Origin of the sequence: Leisingera sp. ANG-M7, from assembly GCF_000813965.1 — a bacterium.
Lineage (GTDB): Bacteria > Pseudomonadota > Alphaproteobacteria > Rhodobacterales > Rhodobacteraceae > Leisingera.
In genome coordinates, this window is the sequence record NZ_JWLI01000001.1 from 139,606 (window position 1) to 156,472 (window position 16,867).

Genomic DNA, 16,867 nt, shown 5'->3' on the forward strand with positions numbered 1-16,867 from the left:
GTGTTAAGAGATGATTGGCAGCTCGCGCGGAGCGCGGCGCGAGAGTAATTCCGCGCCATCGGTGCGGATGACGATGTTTTCTTCGTGCAGCATCATCTTGTTGCCGCCGAAGGCGAAACCGGGCTCAAGCGTCAGCACCATGCCTTCCTCGATCATGGTATTGTCGCCGGGCATCAGCGATGGCCATTCGGTGACCTGCATGCCCAGCCCGTGGCCCATGCGCCCGATCTGATGGCCGGTGCAGCCGCCGTCCTCCAGCACTTTGGCCATCACCCCCCACAGGTCTGAGGTGGTGATGCCGGGCCGCGCCGCTTGCAATCCGGCCTCGGTTGCGTGCCAGGCCAGGTCATAGGCCCGTTTGGCTGCGTCCGCGGCATGGCCAAAGGCATAATTCCGGTCAAAATCGCAGCTGTAGCCGCCCCACAGCGACCCGGTATCCAGAAGCAGCATATCGCCGTCTGCAATCACCCGGTCCGTCGGCCGGTTGATCACATCCGCAAACCCGCCGGGACCAGAGCTGCCCACCAGATAAGGTACGTCTTCGGCGCCGTGCTGCAGCAGGCTGATCTTGAACTTGGCAAAGGCCTGACGCTCGGTGTCGCCTGCCCGGATATGGTTCGGCAAGTCCTCAAAGGCTGAAGAGGCTATGTTGCAGATCCGTGCGATCTTGGCGATCTCAGACTCGGATTTAACCATCCGCAGACTTCGGACGACATCGGTGCCGTCCGCAAGGCGGATACCGCCTAGGTTCTCCTGCAGTTTCAGGAAGTCCGCTGCCGGCATCCGCACATGGGTTTCATGCCCCATCGGCACCCCCAGGGTGCCGCCGCCGGGCATAAGCTCCCGCAGGGTGTCCGCCAGCAGCGAAATGCCGTCGTCCTCCGGCTGCGGCGCCAGCCATGTGCGGATATCGGAAACCCAGGTCAGCGCCATACTGGGTGCACCGATTTCCGGGATCACCGCCACCGGCGCGCCGCTGGCCGGGATCACCACAAACCAGGGCCGGGTCGGGCTGAGCCAGAAGATGGTGTCGAAGCCGGTGAAATAACGCACCTCCGGTTCGGTGGTCAGCAGCAGCGCATCCAGTCCAAGCCCCGCCATGATCTTCTGGGCGGCTTGCGTGCGCTGCTCAAACTCCTGTGTGGTAAACCCGCGCTCCGCGGCGGGGTGCATATCGGTCATTGTGTTATTCCTGCGGCTTCAACTGGGTGTGGAACAGTATGCCGGCCCCGGCGATGCTGCTGCGCAGGCCCGCAAGACGGGCCAGATGCCAGGCGGTAACCTGATTGCTGGATAGAACCGGCTTGCCGATGGCCGCCTCGGCCTCGGCGATGATGCCCATGACCCTCAGGCTGGTGCAGGACACGAACACGCCATCGCAATCCGCGCGGCCACCGATCTCCTTGACCGCCTCCAGAATGCTCTGAGAGGAAATCCGCGCCACCTTGAAGTCGTCGCTCTGGTTAAAGCTGCCGACCGCATTCACCTGGAACCCGGCGGCGGCCAGATTGTCCCGCATGCCTTTGGTCACCTCGGCGGCATAGGGGGTGATCAGCGCGATCCGCTTCAGTTTCAGCGCGCTCAGCGCCGCCTTGCATGCGGTCAGCGGGTTGGTGGTCTTTGCCGCCGGATGCACGCGGCGCAGGATCGCATCCACCCGGGCCTCGCCGATCATCGTCGCCCCAGACGTGCAGCAATAGCCGATCGCGTCCAGCCCGAAGGCAGCCGGCAGCAGCGCCGCCGCGACCGGCAGATCCGTTTCCATCTTCCGCAGCGTATCGCTGGTGACTTCCATCTCGTTGGGGATCCGTGCGTGATACAGCGCCACCCCGGGCTGGCGCAGCACACCCGACAGCTCATGCTCCAGGGTTTGGTCCGATTGCAGGACAATAAGGCCGATCCGGGCCGTGCCGCCCACCCCCCCGTCACTGGTGAATTGCAGTGCTTGAATATCCGGCGCCGCATTCATCGTCCTGCCTCCAAAACCCGCGGGATTTACGCCCCGCTCCCCCTGCCCATCCCTTGCAAACCTTGGCTGCGCCATGCACTCAGGATGTGGAACTCATATAACTGGTATATACCACCATTCTGGTATATACCAAATGAAAACTTGCGGGACCGCGCATCATGAACGCAGACGACCTGGACAAAACCAAAAAAACACCTGCTTTTCAGATGGTTATTGTCCATCTGCGGAATCAGATCCGCAGCGGCAAACTGGCAGCGCATGCAGCGCTGCCTTCGGAAAGAGCCATCGCGGAACAGTTTGGCATCAGCCGGATGACCGCACGCCGCGCGCTTCTTGCAGTTGAAATGGAAGGTCTCGCCTACAGTTCCGGGCGCCGCGGCCGATTCGTGTCGCCGCAGCGCGTGGCATATGACATCAGCAAGACTGTCAGCCTCTCGGCTCTGATCGGCCAGGACGGACCCGGCCTGACGATCAAGGTGATCTCCCAGCAAATGGCCCAAGCGGATGCAGCCTTGTCCGCAAAGCTGGCCGTGCCCGAAGGAGAGGTGCTGTATAAATACATCCGGGTGTTCCTGCTTCAGGACCACCCCGCCTTTGTCGAAGAGGAATACGCCATTGCCAGCCTATTCCCCGGCCTGTTCGACCACAACCTGCAGCAGTCGACCACGGTGCTGATGGAGCGGGAATACAACGTGCCCCCGCATTCCGGTGACATCACGATCCGGATGCGCGCATTGAATGAACAGGAAGCGGGATTACTGAACCTGCCAACCTACAATGCCGGCATCGAGCTTGAGCAGGTGATTTACGGGCCGGATGGCAAGCCGTTCTGCTTCGGCCGCCAGATTTGGCGCGGCGAGCTCGCGGAGTTCACCGCGCATGCCATCGTCAGGAGGTGATTTTCAGTCTTGAAAGTGCTTCTGAATGGCAGTTCTTCGAACTGCATGCGTCCCACACGGCGCGCTTCCACCTAAAGAAAGCCTGCGTGCAGATGGTGTTCGCTGCAAGCTGCATGACGGTCAATGACCACCTTCGCAGATCTCGGGGAATGTTTCGCGTTTGCGGAGAGAGACCAGTTCCTACCTAACCTGCCTTCATCCTCGCAAGCGCAGTAAGAATTGCACACCTGCAGTGACGGGCAGGATTGTCTCGTCCTGCGTGATTTCACTGACTGTCAAATATCGCAGTCGCGGTGAAAATCCGCAATGATGGGCCGCACCACGGCGGCGGCAGATAATGGCTAATGTCCGGTCAGGACCGGAGTTACAAATCGACCAAGCACCAAAACCCATGTTCTCGACCGTGTTCCGTCCTGAGCATCTCGAGGAACTGCGCGTGGGAGAGGTGGACACCATAATCCGTGATGGCCGCATCGCAGGACCGGCATTCGGCCAGATGGCGCGCCGCGTGGCAGTAGCGCGTGGATTTTCCGCCGGTCTGCGTGTCCAGCACCATGGCACGGCGCATCAGTGTGGCGGCAAGCGGGTGCTCAGCCTCGACGGCGTCTGCCGCGCTCATGAAGGTGTGATAGGGATCCTCGTTCAATTCCTCGGCCCGCGCCACTGCGATCCGCGTCGCGCGGCCGAAAGATGGCCTGTTCATCAGCAAACTGATCGCCGCACCCAAATGCGGATAGGCCTCGGCAAAGTCCAGGGCAGCCTCTTCTGCCTCAATGCCGCCGAAATCAGGAAGCAATTTCAGATACTTTCGAAAGCAAGGCGCACTGAGGGTCTGCGCGAAGGCCCTCCGCAGATGCGCCGTCAACTCCTCCGTCTCGCCCTGTTTTCGAGGTATTCTTCATAGACCGCGTCGAGATCCTAACGGAACATTCGGATTGACTTAAAATCCTCGGCGGTGCGGGCACGGGTAACGATGTCGAACGCCTCGTCAACGCGCCCCGCATCCAGCATTCTGCACTCGACGTCGGAGCCGATGGTGCCATAGGTCAGCTGTTCGTCGGAATAGCGTGCCATGCAGGCATCCACATCCCCTTGGGCGTCAGCCGCATCCGCAAGGATGGTCGACCGCGTCACCTGCTTGTTGCGCCGCACGCTGTCTTCGGCGGAAGAAATGTGGCCGTAGCCCCGGTATTGCTCGAGTTCCTGTTCGGTCGGCGGGGTGACCACCCATACTTGCATGATCTGCTTGAGATGCTCGAGCCTCTCCTGCCCCAGCACCTCCACCGTCGCGGGGATGAACCCGTCGAACTCGCCGTAGCCCGCATTGGCGAAAGCGTCGAGAACGCGCTCCTGCAGGGCGGTGCGGTCCTGGGAAACGGTGGGCGATAGTTTTGCGATCAGGTCCACCGCCTCACTCATGACGCCGCCAATCGGGCCATTGCTATCATCCGTGCGTTCGTGGACCGAGGGGGCCAGGTGCAGGAATGACCAGAGCAGTTCAAACGCTTCGTTCGGGTCATCGGGGGCGATGGTTTTTTCGATCATTGCCAGGAGCCCCTCCAGATCCTTGACCAGCGCCCTTTGCTTGCGCCAGTCGACGAAGCTGGTTGCGCGGCGCAAAGAAGCAAAGCGTTTGCGGAGATCAGCGGCAACTTCCTTAGGACCTTGGACGGCACTGAGCTCCATTCGCGCGCGGCGCTGTAGAGCGGCGCTTCCCTGGACAAGACCCATGACCAGTGCGGCGTGCTTCTCCGCGGACAATGTCGTACAGGTCTTGCTGCCGCAAGCACCAAAAGCCGCTTCCAGGAAGCTGCCCGAAACTATGGAACCGCTTCTATGGGCCGGTTGCGCAGGAGGGGCTGGCAGGTTGATGGAACTGCTCGCAGTGACACCGAATGGCCTATTCGAGCCCATTGAAGCTCATAATTGCCTTACTGCAGCAATAAAACTGCTGACCAACTCAGGGAACACCGGCAGCACAAAGACGATAAGCTTCAATGATCTCGGATGACAAAAGATCAGCATCCTCTTCCCTCATACCGTAACCGATAACAGAGGCTCGAATGATCTTCCGGCCCGCCCATTCGCCGTGGGTGGGGTATACCTTTCCATTGTCTTGAATGCGCTGCAGGACCCGCATGGTCAGATCGTCGCCATCCGGCCCCTCGCCGCAGCAGATTGCGACCTGGTTGCTGTGGATCTGGTTCAGAACTGTCAGGCCGGGCTCGTTCGAAACCGTTCGGGCAACGCGCTGCGCCAGGCGGCAGTGGCGTGCTACCATTTCACAAACGCCTGCCCGCCCGAGGTGCTGAAGTATCGCATAGCTCGGGACACCCCTTGCACGCCGGGATAGCTCCGGCGTTGAATCACTTGGCTCCCAATGCTCTGTTGTATCCGGAAGATAGGCACCCCGGGCAGACATCGATGCAACAAGCGGCGCCCGGTCGCGCACGATGACCATGCCTGCATCGAATGGCGCGTTGAGCCACTTGTGCAGGTCAATCGCCCAACTGTCTGCTTCAGCAACCCCCTCCAACCGGTTTGCCAATTCTGGCACGGCGGCGAGCCAGAGCCCAAAGGCGCCATCCACATGAACCCAGCCGTTCCGCTCGCGCACCATTGGGATTAGCTCGGCAAACGAGTCGAAGGCGCCGGTGTTTATTTGACCTGCCTGCAGGATGACAAGCGGCGAGCTGCTGCAGCTGTCCAAGGCAGCCCGGAACGCATCCGGCTTTATCCTCCCTTCGCCGTCCGCTGCGACGATGTTTGTCCGGCCCGCGCCAAAGCCAGCATAGCGCAGGGCAGCGAATGGGGCGGAATGCGCATCCTGCCCGATCAAAACGGGAATCTCGGGTGCCGAAAACAGCCCGTCAGCTTCAACATCCCACCCCTTGGCAGCCAGCAGCGCATTGCGTGCGGCCATGACGCCAACCATGTTGGCCACTGTGCCGCCTGTGACAAGACCGGCACCGCTTTCGGAGGGCAGTGACAGCAACTCTATTACCCAGTTGCAAACAGCGCGCTCCATTCCGGTTATTGCTGGCGTTTCAAAAGATGAGCCTGCGTTCTGCCCCCAGGCTGACACTAAAATGTCGGCAGCTACACCGACAGGATGCGACGCGCCGAGGACATATCCGAAAAAGGTCGGCCCCGCCATTTTGTGCAGACCGCCTTTAGACAGCCGCACGATATCCCCGATTACCTCACTTTCCGGAACTCCTGTTTCAGGAACAGGGCCTAGGAAGCGGCTTACAGCTTCGCCAAGTCCCAAGGCAGGTCGGGCAGGCTCATTCGGCAGCTCCTCGCGATAGGTTTTTGCCGCCTTGCAGGCTGCCTCTAAAGCTTGCGCCTGCCCTTCGCTCAAACCTTGCCGCACTCGTCCCATCACAAAACCCGCTACCAGAAAACTACGCGTGGAAAGGTAGCATGGATTGTTCTGAAATGCCTTGGAGTACGTGCAGCCAAAGAGCGTTTCTTGCGGGCCGAGGCATTGACTGGATAGAAATGCTGCACCTGATTGCGAACGGCCGCATTGGGGAGGCCGCACTGCGGTGACTGGAACCCTGCAAAAAGGCAGGTAAGGGCCGTCTGCGTCTCTCCCCACAGGCGCAAAGCGGGCTTTCGCTGCAGGCGCGACCAATCACCGTCAAGAGGAACATGCAGTCCTTCGCTAGTCTACTCAAAATAGCAGTCCGTGCGTCTTGTCCGTCACCACTTCCGTATCGCAGTGCATCGTGATCCACTTGTTCAGCGTCGATACGCCAACACCCAAATCAGACGCCACCTGTTTGCCTGTGAGACCGCTGGTCAGCGCGATCCGTACTGCATCAGGGCGGAATTCGTCCGTCCATTTCGTTCCCATAGCTCGTCTCCTTTGCTTCAATACATACTATCAAAGGAGCGGCATCAAACCGCGACACGTCCAGCTTGATCAGAACATGCCGGAACCGCACAGGACGGCCTGCCCGCCCCTTGTGGCCTCTGTATTGGACGCCCCTGAGTTGCCCCATAAGCAAAGCCAGGGCAGCTCCGCTGGTTGTTGCGGGTTTTATAGCCCCAAAGTAATATTGCGACATGGTTTCCTCCCGATTGGAGCAGTGCTAATGCGCCCGCCCGTATCCCTTGGCGACCCTAACAAAAGCGCAGGCAATATCTGCCCCGCTGAATCGACGATCTACTGATGAACCCTGAACGGGTCGCACTTGATCGCACTGATCGTGCACCCGTGGGCAGTTCCTGACCGTTTGCCGCAACGGCCGGTGTCGCCCGGAACAGAGGGTCAAACGACACGTAGAGACCTCCGGCGGAGCACGCCGCCGCACCTCCGACCAGTGCCGCCAGCCCAAGGGCATGTTGCAACTGCCCTGGCCGTTGCCATCCTGGGACCATCGTAATGATTGCTCCCATGCCCTTCCCAACTCCGACCAGCGCAGTTGCTGCAACCGGCAGGCCAATAGCAGCGATGGTAGGCCCGAGGGCAACAGACAGCCCGCCAGCCAGGACAATGTTTCGCTTCACTTACGGGGATAGCGCGGCAAACCTATGGATAGCCCCGCTGACGTGCTCCTTCAACGGCACCAAGAACGGGACAATTTCTTTGCCCAGCTCCTCATTTACGTCGCCAAATGCATTTGGAATGCTGGCGCCAAGCGCAACGTCAGAACCACCCCGCGATGGATGCACAGGTGCCAGTTGCCTCTATGCCCGCAGCCGAAACCGCTGGTTTCGTCAGCCGTGAAGGCATAGATGATCTCGGTCCCGGCTACATCGCGCATGGCAAGATCGCCGGCCCCCGGCAGGCGCAGGACCCTGGGCCTGTCAGGTTAATCCTTTCCGTCCCGCGGGGAATGACAAATTGGTGGACGACCGGGCCTTCCAGGCCACGGAGGAAGCTGGTGAACGGACCAATCGGAGGCATGCAGGAACTCCCAGGCAGGTTTCGCTTCAAGGCTGCTTCCCCTGTGTCAGAGAGTTACAGACAAACATCCGGAAAACCGGGCGTGCGCGGTTCAGGCCTGCGGCGCAACATCCTGCAGCCAGCCACGGGAGCGCAGCCTAGTGCGTCCGGTCAGGAGGCACCAAACCATAGAAACTTACAGGATCATGCCATTCTCAGGCCGCCTTCACCCGGCTGTAAGCTTTTAGCTTTCATAATCCCCGCCGTCCGGTAGGGTGGCTTCAGAGCAGGGCAAATTACTTGTTCCGTAGCGATTTCGATACTGTTTTCAGGCGCCGCCCCCGCCGCAAGATTATTCAAGAGGCACCAGAAATATGGCGACAGAAAAGCTCACCATCATCAAAGCTGACGTTAAAAATGAGGTCACCAAAAAGGTGAAGCCAAAATTTGTTCAGCTCGGCAACATGAACTTTGCCGCAACCGTCGAGGTCGACAAGAGCGTTGCCAAGGAACTCGACACCGACGCCCGCTTTGTCGCCAAGCTGTATGACGATGCCACCAAAGAATACAAAAAGCTGCTGAACGAATGCTGCCTTCGGGTGGATGCCGCGAACAACCTAGGCTCGGTGATGCCGCTGAGCGACAAGGAATGCAAAGAGCTGGACGCCGACATCAAGAAGATCTTTGCCACATATGAAAAGTCGATTGAGCAAGTTGCGACCAAGCATTTCGACAAATGGAAACAGGCCAACAAGGACCGCAAGAAATACCGCATCAAGGTGGTGAGCGCGATCGTGCTTGGCAGCGCTGCCGCCATCGGCTCCACCGCGTCGCTTGCGGCGGGCGCCGTGACCGGTGGCGTCTCCATTGCCGCCAGCATCTATGGCATTGCGCAAAGCATCGTTTCAGTTGCGCGTGCGGTGCAAAAAGTGACGTCCGACATCGTCAAGATCCATGGCGAGCTTGAGAAGGCGCTGAAGCAACTGGTTTCTGCCTATGAGAAGCAATCCAAGGCCAAGGTGAAAGCCAAGGAGATTGGCAAGGAATTTCTGGCCGATTTCCTGATGATCGAAACCGCGGGCTTCAACCGGGTCGACAAGCATTTGGAAACCTACAAAGCCAAGCTCAAGAACATAGATCTGGAAATCGCCGCCCTGGGCAAGGAACTGAACAAGCTGCTGGACAAACAAGGCAAGCTCGACAAGGAAATCGAGAAGAAGCTGGGCAAGATGGCCAAAGACCGGGGCTACAAGAGCAAGAAGCTGGACGGGCTGTTTGCCGCAATGGAGGCTGCCCGTAAGGAAACAGCCAAGCTGATCAAGAGCATCGAGGCCTATCACGTCAGCATCAAGCCGGCCGAGAAGTTCCGCGACAACTCGCAAAAAGCCGTCGACGCCCTGCGCCACAAGGATCCGGTATGGGCAAAATGGGTTATCTGGGTTGGCAGCCTGGGCCTCAGCACTACGGTCACCAGCATAGCCTCCGGCGGAGAAAACCTGGTCAAGGCTGCCTCTGCCATCGAAACCGGGTTCAATACCCTGTCCAAAGAGTTTGCGTGACGGCCGGCTGAGCAGCAAGCCCGGATCCGTGCACCCGTAGATTGGCAGCCCTTGCAGGGCTGCCAATGCGCTTTGACCCTCGCGCTGTCAGCGGGCGATAACAATATCCGCTTTCAACCCGCCCAGCTCCGCGCTTTCCCCCAACCGCAGGGTGCCGCCATGAGCACGCGCGGTATCGGCGACAATTGCCAGCCCCAGCCCGACGCCGGATCCACGGTTCTGATTACGGGCCGGATCCAGACGGGTGAAGGGGCGCACTGCGTCGCCGCGCTGTTCAGCCGGAATGCCCGGTCCGTCATCTTCAACCCGGATCCGCATCGACTTGTCTGTCATCGCAACGGAAACCCGCGCCCGAGTGCCATAGCGCACAGCATTGGAAATCAGGTTTGCAACCGCGCGGCGCATTGGCTGTCGGCGCAGCATGACCTGCCCCTCGCCGGACATTTCACCCAGCGTCACCTGCTGCTCCTGCCGCTGCCAGTCACTGATGATATCGCGAACCAGCTCTTGCGGGTCCACCGGCTCCGGCTCGCTGACAGCGGCGCCGCGGGAGAAGTCCAGGAACGCATCAAGCAGCGCCTGCATTTCATCAACATCACGCAGCATCGGCGCCGCATCCTCCTCGTCCAGCATCGCCAGCTCCAGCTTCATCCGGGTCAGCGGCGTGCGCAGATCGTGGCTGACCCCCGACAGCATCAGCGTGCGCTGTTCGATTTGCCGTTCGATCCGCGCACGCATATCCAGAAAGGCGCTGCCCGCCGCCCGCACCTCTGTTGCACCGGATGGCGAATACGGAACCGCGCGCCCGCGGCCGAAGGCCTCTGCCGCGTTGGCCAGCCGCTTGATCGGCCGCAGCTGGTTTCGCATGTAGAGAAAGGAGATCATCATCATGAAAAAGCCGAATAGCAGCATGGTGACAATCAGCTGGTGCGGCGCCGCGGCAGTCAGCCTGCGGCGGTCAAAGCTTAGCTCCACCAGCCCATGCGCGGAACCAAAATAGACCTGCACCATCCGGTCAGGCAGGAACCGTGCCGCCAGGAATCCCGGAAAGTTCTTTTCCATTTCCTCGCGCACCACACGGCCAGAGAATTCGATCAGGCTGAACTCATCTTCCGGCAGCGCTGCGCCAGGCGGCAGAAACCGCGCCTGCATCTGCAGCGGCTGCAGCACCGGTGCAATCTGTGCCAGCGCCGCTTCCTGATCCGGCGCGGCATCCGCGATTTGGCGCAGCAGCTCCATCTCGCGCTGAATGGTCGCCGTCATCTGCACCGTCACATCCTCAAGGTCGCGCTTGATGAACACAACAGAGATCACGATTTGCAGCGCCACGATCGGCACCACCAGGATCAGGGCCGCCCGGGCGTAAAGGCTGCGCGGCATATATCGTTTGAGCCATTGGAAGAACATGGGCTAAGCCTATAGGGCGCCGGGGAAAGAGGGAAGATTGCCCGGACCGGGAAATCATCAATGAGGCAGGACTATGCAGGCACCGGACGACTTCAACCCGCAACCCGGACTGGTAGAAGAACTGGAGCCAGGCCTGCGCCGCATTCTGGCGCCGAACCCCTCCCCCATGACCTACCGCGGCACCAACACTTATCTGCTGGGCACCGGCGGGCTTGCGGTGATCGATCCGGGGCCGGATTCGGAAGCGCATCTTGCTGCAATCCTTGCGGCGGTGCAGCCCGGACAGCAGATCACCCATATTATCGTCACCCACAGCCACCTGGATCATTCTCCGCTGGCGCGCGGTCTCAGCCAGGCCATCGGCGCGCCGGTATATGCCTTTGGCGGCTCCCAGGCAGGGCGCAGCGATGTCATGACGCGCCTGGCAGCAGACGGGCTGGCCGGCGGCGGTGAAGGCATCGACAGAGAATTCGCACCCGATGTCACGGTGGGTGACGGTGAAGTCATCCGCGGGGACGGCTGGGACCTGGAAGTGATCCACACCCCCGGCCACCTGGGCAACCACATCGCGCTGGCGTGGAAAGATGCCTGCTTTACCGCCGATCACGTCATGGGCTGGGCCAGCTCCCTGGTGTCGCCGCCCGAAGGCGACCTGACCGATTTCATGGCCTCTTGCCGCCGCTTGCGGCAGCGCAACTGGCGGGTTTTTCACGCCGGCCACGGCGCGCCCATTTCCGACCCGGCCGGGCGGCTCGACTGGCTGATTGCCCACCGGGAATCGCGTGAATCCGCGATTCTGGCGGCTTTGGCGCATGCCCCGGCCACTGCCCGCAGCCTGGCAGAGCAGATCTACACCGACACCCCGCCTGCGCTCCTAAAGGCCGCTGAGCGAAATGTTTTTGCGCATCTCGTAGACCTCACAGGCCGCGGATTGACGACACCGCAGGGTACCCTGTCGGCATCGTCGGTCTTCGCGCTGAGCAACGGCTGACTTTTTTTTTCAAAAAAGTGCCCGCCGCCCTCTGGACGCCCCATTCCGGGAACGCTATACGGCACGAACCGTTCCGGCGTAGCTCAGCGGTAGAGCAGTTGACTGTTAATCAATTGGTCGTAGGTTCGATCCCTACCGCCGGAGCCATAATAAGCCCTCAAGCCTCAACCGCTTGAGGGCTTTTTTGCATGTAGCTTGCCCCATCTTCGTAAGAGCCCCGCAACGCCACTGCGCGTCCCGTGACAGCGCTCTTTCCAATCAAAGTTATGTCTATATATATTGGCATTAACAAATTTTATTTGGAGGCAGCATGGCCGCACCCCGGGCAAACATGAGCTATCGCGACATCAAGCAGGTGGTGCTGGACCGCATCCACAACAAGATCTGGGCGCCGGACAGCCTGCTGCCCAGCGAAACCGACCTCGCCGAGGAGTTTTCTAGCACCCGCACCACCGTCAACCGTGCTCTGAGGGAACTGGCTGAGGAAGGCTATCTGGAGCGCAAGCGCAAGGCCGGCACAAGGGTCCTGAACGCGCCGGTCAGGAAAGCGCAGTTTGCCATACCGCTGGTCCGGGATGAAATCTCTGAAACCGGCGCTGAATACCGCTATGCGCTTGTGCAGCGGGCTGTCATGCCAGCACCAGGCTGGCTGTCGGCCAGAATGAACATCCCGCACGGCCGCGACGTGCTGCACCTCAGATGCATGCACTATGCCGGAAATGCACCGTTTCAGTATGAGGTGCGCTGGATCGTTCCGGACAGCATCCCTGATGTTCTGGAGGCTGACTTCTCCCGCTCCGGCCCCAACGACTGGCTGGTGCAGAAGGTGCCGTTTACCAATCTGGAGCTAAGTTTTCTGGCGACCAAGGCCGACCAATCCGTAGCCGAGTTTCTGGACGCGCAGGCGGGTGATCCGATCTTTACTGCAGAACGCATCACCTGGCTGCGCGGTCAGCCCGTTACCCTGGCAAAACTGTTTTTTGCACCGGGCTACAGGATGACGACCAACTTGTAGAAGGGGTCAAAAACCAGTTTACGCACCCCTTCCGGCCCGCCGCCAAATCCGCTGGCGGTGGGTAAAAAAATTACGTCCGCATGAGAATTTCCTCTGGACGCAGCAATCGGGAAATCCTATACGACGCCACATGTTCCGGCGTAGCTCAGCGGTAGAGCAGTTGACTGTTAATCAATTGGTCGTAGGTTCGATCCCTACCGCCGGAGCCAAAAAATTCAAGGGCTTAGCGCTTCACCGCTAGGCCCTTTTCTTTTACGGCATTGATCCTTGCAGCGCATGAACGAACAGCCGTCCTGTTCGGGAAACCTGCAAGAAAACGCACCGCCAGACAGCCCTGTTCCCGGCGGCGCGCTGTGCAATGGTCAACTGTTGGGACGCACGCGTGCTGCGGTCTTGTTGGCAAAGGCCTCCAGCCGTTCGCGCGCAGCGGGCTGGGTGTTCACTACGCCTGCCACCACTGCCTCAGCATAGGCGGCATCCATGCCGGACATGTTGTTCAGATGGCTGATTGCCGAACAGATCGCATAGTTGGTCAGCGGCAGGTTTTCAGCGATCTTGTCCGCCAGTTCCAGCGCCTTGTCGAAGCTCGAGCCTTCGGTGATGTATTGCGCCAGTCCCAGATCGACCGCTTCCTGGCCCTGATAAACGCGGCCGGTCAGAATCATGTCGATCATCCGGTATTTGCCGATCATGTCAGAGACCCGGATGGTGGCCCCGCCGCCGGTGAAGATGCCGCGCTGGCCCTCGGGCAGCGCAAAATAGGTGCTCTGATCGATCACCCGGATATGCGCCGCGCTTGCGAGTTCCAGCCCGCCGCCGACAACCGCGCCCTGCAGAGCGGCGATAACCGGGACGCCGCCGTATTCCATCTTGTTGAAGGCTTCATGCCAGCGCAGGCACACATGCATGAAATCGTCGGGGCTGCGGTCTGCTTTCCAATGTTCAACCAGGTCAAGGCCCGCACAGAAATGATCGCCCTTCCCGGCCAGCACCACTGCCTTGACACCATTGCGGTGGGCGTTGCTGAAGAAGCTGACCAGTTCCTCGATGGTTGCGGTATCCAGCGCGTTGCGCTTGGTCGGGCGGTTCAGCCGGACAATGCTGACGCCATTGTCCTTCTGTTCAATTTCAAGGTTTTCATAAGATTGCACATTTGCCGCTTGGGTCATGAGTCCGGCCTTTTCTTTGTTTTCCAGCACCGAGCCGTGCCGCTGTGATTAGATGTTCAGAGATTGAGTGCGGCATCGCCCAGGCTGGCGCTGCCTTCGGTGATGCGCAAGTTTTCGGCTCCGCACTCCACCAGGATGTGCTGGGCGTAGAAAACTGCGGTTGCAATTTTCCGGGTCATGAAGCCCGTGTCTTCGCCTTGCTCCAGCTTGGCGCTGGCCGCCAGAATGGACCGGCCCAGCTGCCAGGCAGCGGCCAGATTGCCAGTCAGCATCAGGAACGGGACACTGCCGCCAAAAGCTGCATTCGGGTCCTTGCCTGCGGTGTTCAGCAGCCACTCCAGGCTGGCCTCAAACATCTGGCACGCCTCGCCCAGCCGCTTTGCCACGGCCTGCGCCTGAGCATTGCCCCCCCTGCAACGCCTGCTCGGTCTCCTGTACCATCCCCGCAAAACGGCGGGCAGTTGCACCGCCGTCCCGCAGCACCTTGCGGCCCAGCAGGTCATTAGCCTGAATTGCAGTTGTGCCCTCATAGATCGGCAGGATCCGCGCATCACGGTAGAACTGGGCAACACCCGTCTCCTCAATGAAGCCCATGCCGCCATGCACCTGCACCCCCAGCGAGGTAACTTCCAGCGACCGCTCGGTGCAGAATGCCTTGACAAGCGGCACCAGGAATTCGGCCATATCCTCAGCGTCAGTGTAGCCCTGCTTGGCCAGATCCAGCCAGCCCGCAGTGGCAATCGCCAGCGCCCGGCCGCCTTCGGTCAGCGCCCGCATCCGCAACAGCATCCGCTGCACGTCCGGGTGCCGGATGATCGGAGCCGCATCTTTGGTACTGCCGTCCACCGGGCGGCTTTGCACGCGCTCCTGTGCATATTGCAGCGCATGCTGACAGGCGCGTTCCGACACTGCGACACCCTGCACACCCACGGCGAAGCGGGCGGCACGCATCATCACGAACATGTACTCCAGCCCGCGGTTCTCCTCTCCCACCAGGAAACCGGTCGCACCATCGTATTCCAGCACCGCAGTCGGGCTCGCGCGGACACCCAGCTTGTGTTCCAGGCTAACGCAGGTGACTGCGTTGCGACGGCCCAGCGTGCCGTCCTCCTCTACCAGGAACTTCGGTACAATAAACAGGCTCAGCCCCTTGGGGCCTGCCGGAGCATTCGGGGTGCGGGCCAGCACCAGATGAATGATGTTCTCTGTCAGCCCATGCTCGCCATAGGTGATGAATATCTTGGTGCCGGAAACCGCATAGGTTCCATCTGCAGCTGGTTCCGCCTTGCATCGCACCCGCCCAAGGTCGCTGCCTGCCTGCGGCTCTGTCAAATTCATGGTGCCGGACCACTGGCCGGAAATCATCCGCTCCAGGTACTTCTGCTTCTGCGCATCCGATCCGGTCAGCAGCAGCGCCTCCACCGCACCATCGGTCAGCAGCGGGCACAGGCCAAAGCTCAGGTCAGACGCATTCAAAATCTCGGTCGCAGCCGCCGCAGCTGCTCGCGGCAGTCCCATGCCGCCGAACTCCTCCGGGTGCGGCAAGCTTTGCCAGCCCATTTCGGCGAATTGCGCATAGGCCTGCGTATAGGCCTCAGGCAAAACGGCTTCTGTCCCGTCCAGACGCGCACCGGCTTCATCCCCAACGCGGGACAACGGCGCAACGATGTCAGAGCAGAAGCGTCCCAGCGCCTCTAGCGCAGCGCCAACATCTTCCAGTTCGATCCCACCGCCAGCAGCACCTGCTTCCGGCGTGGGCGGCAGGTGTTCAATATTGAACATGATATCGCGAATGGGCGCCTGATAGGTCATTTCCGCAGCTCCGGACTATTGTTCCCTAATGCCAGATACGCGTTGCAAGACGGCTATTCCACGTTCATTACAGACATAATCCTTTCAAAAAGTGACAGCACGCCCATACACAATGCAGATCCCGCCGCCAGACTCCTCCAGCCTTGCAACCGTGTCGCCGCAGTTTGCCGGCGACTGGCTGCAAGCGTTGCGCCAGTGCAGCACGGAAAGCCAGCTGGCCTCCTTCCTGCACCGGGCCGGGCTGCATCTGGCAGAGGGGCAGCTGACACACCGTGTCACACTGGATCAGATCGTGCGGCTTTATCAGATGGCCGCAGTTGAAACCGGGGACGAGATGACCGGCCTCTGGAGCCGCCCGGTCCGGCCCAGGGCCTTGCAGCACTTGCTGACAACCGTGCGCGAGGCCAGCACACTGCCCGCTGCCCTGCACCGGTTTTCGACATTCTGGAACCTGCTGCTGGATGACTACCGGGTTGACCTGACAGAGGATGCGGCCAGCACCGGCTTGCAGCTGGTGCCACAGGGCGGGCATCCCGTGCAGCGGTTCGGGCACATGCTGATCCTGAAATTGGCACATGGTCTGCTGTCGTGGCTTGCTGGATATGAAGTGCCGGTCCGGGCTGTACAGTTCGCCTTTGAACGCCCCGCGTTTGCCCAGGACTATGCGGTCATCTTCCCTGCCCCTGTCAGCTTTGGTGCGCGGTGGTCCGCGATCGTCTTTGACACCGGCACGCTTGGCCTGCCAGGCCATCGCAGCAACGCAGAGCTGAACGCATTTCTGGACCGCGCCCCCCGTGATTGGATCTTCACCGGGTTCCGTGAACACACCCAATCGCTGAAAGTTCGGGAATTCCTTTACCGGAGCAGCTGGGAGAACTGCCATCTTGCGGACGTGGCGCAAGCGCTGAAGGTAACACCACGAACGTTGATGCGGCGCCTGGATGCGGAGGACACCTCCTTTCAGGCCATCAAGGACGGGCTGCGCCGCGACCTGGCGATCCGTGATCTGCAATCCGGCCTGAAAAGCATCGAGGAAATTTCGCAGGACACCGGATTTTCCTCTGCCGCCAACTTTCACCGGGCGTTCCGCCGCTGGACCGGCGCACCGCCGAGCGCCTACAGGTCAGCGGCAGGATGACGGCAGCCGCC

Annotated in this window: 14 protein-coding genes, 2 tRNA genes and 1 pseudogene; 7 read left to right on the forward strand and 10 right to left on the reverse strand. The window is 60.5% G+C overall.

Annotated features, from left to right (window positions below):
• Positions 1-3: 3 nt before the first annotated feature.
• Complete coding sequence (locus RA26_RS00670; RefSeq protein ID WP_039178472.1) at positions 4-1,182, reverse strand: M24 family metallopeptidase; 1,179 nt, start codon at positions 1,180-1,182, stop codon at positions 4-6.
• Positions 1,183-1,186: 4 nt separating this feature from the next.
• Positions 1,187-1,969, reverse strand: a complete 783-nt coding sequence (locus RA26_RS00675) for a maleate cis-trans isomerase family protein (protein WP_039178475.1) — start codon at positions 1,967-1,969, stop codon at positions 1,187-1,189.
• Between the two features lie 158 nt (positions 1,970-2,127).
• Here RA26_RS00675 and RA26_RS00680 point away from each other — a divergent pair, with 158 nt between their 5' ends.
• Positions 2,128-2,868, forward strand: a complete 741-nt coding sequence (locus RA26_RS00680; protein ID WP_039178478.1) for a GntR family transcriptional regulator — start codon at positions 2,128-2,130, stop codon at positions 2,866-2,868.
• A 364-nt stretch (positions 2,869-3,232) separates the two neighbouring features.
• On the opposite strand, the gene RA26_RS23115 is transcribed toward RA26_RS00680, so the two are convergent.
• The 4 genes and pseudogenes from RA26_RS23115 to RA26_RS00695 form a co-directional block, all read right to left on the reverse strand.
• On the reverse strand, positions 3,233-3,733 hold the full coding sequence (locus tag RA26_RS23115) for a DUF6880 family protein (RefSeq protein WP_342586106.1): 501 nt from the start codon (positions 3,731-3,733) through the stop codon (positions 3,233-3,235).
• A 53-nt stretch (positions 3,734-3,786) separates the two neighbouring features.
• Entirely contained in the window at positions 3,787-4,782 is a 996-nt protein-coding gene (locus RA26_RS23120) for a DUF6880 family protein (RefSeq protein ID WP_342586107.1), read from the reverse strand.
• Positions 4,783-4,828: 46 nt separating this feature from the next.
• Positions 4,829-6,253 (reverse strand): pyridoxal phosphate-dependent decarboxylase family protein, encoded by a 1,425-nt coding sequence (locus RA26_RS00690; RefSeq protein ID WP_082015726.1) that lies wholly within the window; start codon positions 6,251-6,253, stop codon positions 4,829-4,831.
• Between the two features lie 321 nt (positions 6,254-6,574).
• Positions 6,575-6,730 (reverse strand): annotated as a pseudogene (locus RA26_RS00695) (transposase); the annotation flags it as partial.
• Between the two features lie 1,409 nt (positions 6,731-8,139).
• On the opposite strand from RA26_RS00695, the gene RA26_RS00700 reads away from it, so the two are divergent.
• Positions 8,140-9,324, forward strand: coding sequence for a hypothetical protein (locus tag RA26_RS00700; protein WP_039178482.1), 1,185 nt, complete (start codon positions 8,140-8,142; stop codon positions 9,322-9,324).
• Positions 9,325-9,411: 87 nt separating this feature from the next.
• Here RA26_RS00700 and RA26_RS00705 read toward each other — a convergent pair whose 3' ends face one another.
• Positions 9,412-10,731 (reverse strand): ATP-binding protein, encoded by a 1,320-nt coding sequence (locus RA26_RS00705; protein WP_039178485.1) that lies wholly within the window; start codon positions 10,729-10,731, stop codon positions 9,412-9,414.
• 73 nt (positions 10,732-10,804) lie between these two features.
• Between RA26_RS00705 and RA26_RS00710 the strand changes: the two genes are divergently transcribed.
• The 4 genes from RA26_RS00710 to RA26_RS00725 all read left to right on the forward strand — a co-directional run bounded on the left by RA26_RS00710 (position 10,805) and on the right by RA26_RS00725 (position 12,946).
• Positions 10,805-11,722: an MBL fold metallo-hydrolase gene (locus RA26_RS00710; RefSeq protein WP_039178488.1), complete on the forward strand. Its 918-nt coding sequence runs from the start codon at positions 10,805-10,807 to the stop codon at positions 11,720-11,722.
• A 72-nt stretch (positions 11,723-11,794) separates the two neighbouring features.
• Positions 11,795-11,869, forward strand: a tRNA-Asn gene (locus RA26_RS00715).
• Positions 11,870-12,032: 163 nt separating this feature from the next.
• Positions 12,033-12,737 (forward strand): GntR family transcriptional regulator, encoded by a 705-nt coding sequence (locus tag RA26_RS00720; protein WP_039178490.1) that lies wholly within the window; start codon positions 12,033-12,035, stop codon positions 12,735-12,737.
• 134 nt (positions 12,738-12,871) lie between these two features.
• Positions 12,872-12,946 (forward strand) — tRNA-Asn (locus RA26_RS00725).
• Positions 12,947-13,099: 153 nt separating this feature from the next.
• On the opposite strand, the gene dmdD is transcribed toward RA26_RS00725, so the two are convergent.
• From dmdD to RA26_RS00735, 3 genes are read right to left on the reverse strand one after another with little or no spacing between them, the layout of a single operon-like run.
• Positions 13,100-13,906, reverse strand: coding sequence for a methylthioacryloyl-CoA hydratase (gene dmdD, locus RA26_RS00730; protein WP_039179843.1), 807 nt, complete (start codon positions 13,904-13,906; stop codon positions 13,100-13,102).
• Between the two features lie 56 nt (positions 13,907-13,962).
• On the reverse strand, positions 13,963-14,262 hold the full coding sequence (locus RA26_RS23335) for an acyl-CoA dehydrogenase C-terminal domain-containing protein (protein ID WP_275041631.1): 300 nt from the start codon (positions 14,260-14,262) through the stop codon (positions 13,963-13,965).
• On the reverse strand, positions 14,255-15,718 hold the full coding sequence (locus RA26_RS00735; protein WP_275041632.1) for an acyl-CoA dehydrogenase family protein: 1,464 nt from the start codon (positions 15,716-15,718) through the stop codon (positions 14,255-14,257). The genes RA26_RS23335 and RA26_RS00735 overlap by 8 nt, the downstream gene beginning before the upstream one ends.
• A gap of 112 nt (positions 15,719-15,830) precedes the next feature.
• On the opposite strand from RA26_RS00735, the gene RA26_RS00740 reads away from it, so the two are divergent.
• Positions 15,831-16,856, forward strand: coding sequence for an AraC family transcriptional regulator (locus RA26_RS00740; RefSeq protein WP_039178491.1), 1,026 nt, complete (start codon positions 15,831-15,833; stop codon positions 16,854-16,856).
• Positions 16,857-16,867: the final 11 nt, after the last annotated feature.

Bases quoted from the DNA above. Each gene is read 5' to 3' on its own strand.
- RA26_RS00690 (WP_082015726.1), bottom strand. From the start codon at position 6,253: ATGGGACGAGTGCGGCAAGGTTTGAGCGAAGGGCAGGCGCAAGCTTTA.
- RA26_RS00670 (WP_039178472.1), bottom strand. From the start codon at position 1,182: ATGACCGATATGCACCCCGCCGCGGAGCGCGGGTTTACCACACAGGAG.
- RA26_RS00705 (WP_039178485.1), bottom strand. From the start codon at position 10,731: ATGTTCTTCCAATGGCTCAAACGATATATGCCGCGCAGCCTTTACGCC.
- RA26_RS00735 (WP_275041632.1), bottom strand. From the start codon at position 15,718: ATGACCTATCAGGCGCCCATTCGCGATATCATGTTCAATATTGAACAC.
- RA26_RS00680 (WP_039178478.1), top strand. From the start codon at position 2,128: ATGAACGCAGACGACCTGGACAAAACCAAAAAAACACCTGCTTTTCAG.
- RA26_RS00710 (WP_039178488.1), top strand. From the start codon at position 10,805: ATGCAGGCACCGGACGACTTCAACCCGCAACCCGGACTGGTAGAAGAA.
- dmdD (WP_039179843.1), bottom strand. From the start codon at position 13,906: ATGACCCAAGCGGCAAATGTGCAATCTTATGAAAACCTTGAAATTGAA.
- RA26_RS00720 (WP_039178490.1), top strand. From the start codon at position 12,033: ATGGCCGCACCCCGGGCAAACATGAGCTATCGCGACATCAAGCAGGTG.
- RA26_RS00675 (WP_039178475.1), bottom strand. From the start codon at position 1,969: ATGAATGCGGCGCCGGATATTCAAGCACTGCAATTCACCAGTGACGGG.
- RA26_RS23120 (WP_342586107.1), bottom strand. From the start codon at position 4,782: ATGGGCTCGAATAGGCCATTCGGTGTCACTGCGAGCAGTTCCATCAAC.
- RA26_RS23335 (WP_275041631.1), bottom strand. From the start codon at position 14,262: ATGTTTGAGGCCAGCCTGGAGTGGCTGCTGAACACCGCAGGCAAGGAC.
- RA26_RS00700 (WP_039178482.1), top strand. From the start codon at position 8,140: ATGGCGACAGAAAAGCTCACCATCATCAAAGCTGACGTTAAAAATGAG.
- RA26_RS00740 (WP_039178491.1), top strand. From the start codon at position 15,831: ATGCAGATCCCGCCGCCAGACTCCTCCAGCCTTGCAACCGTGTCGCCG.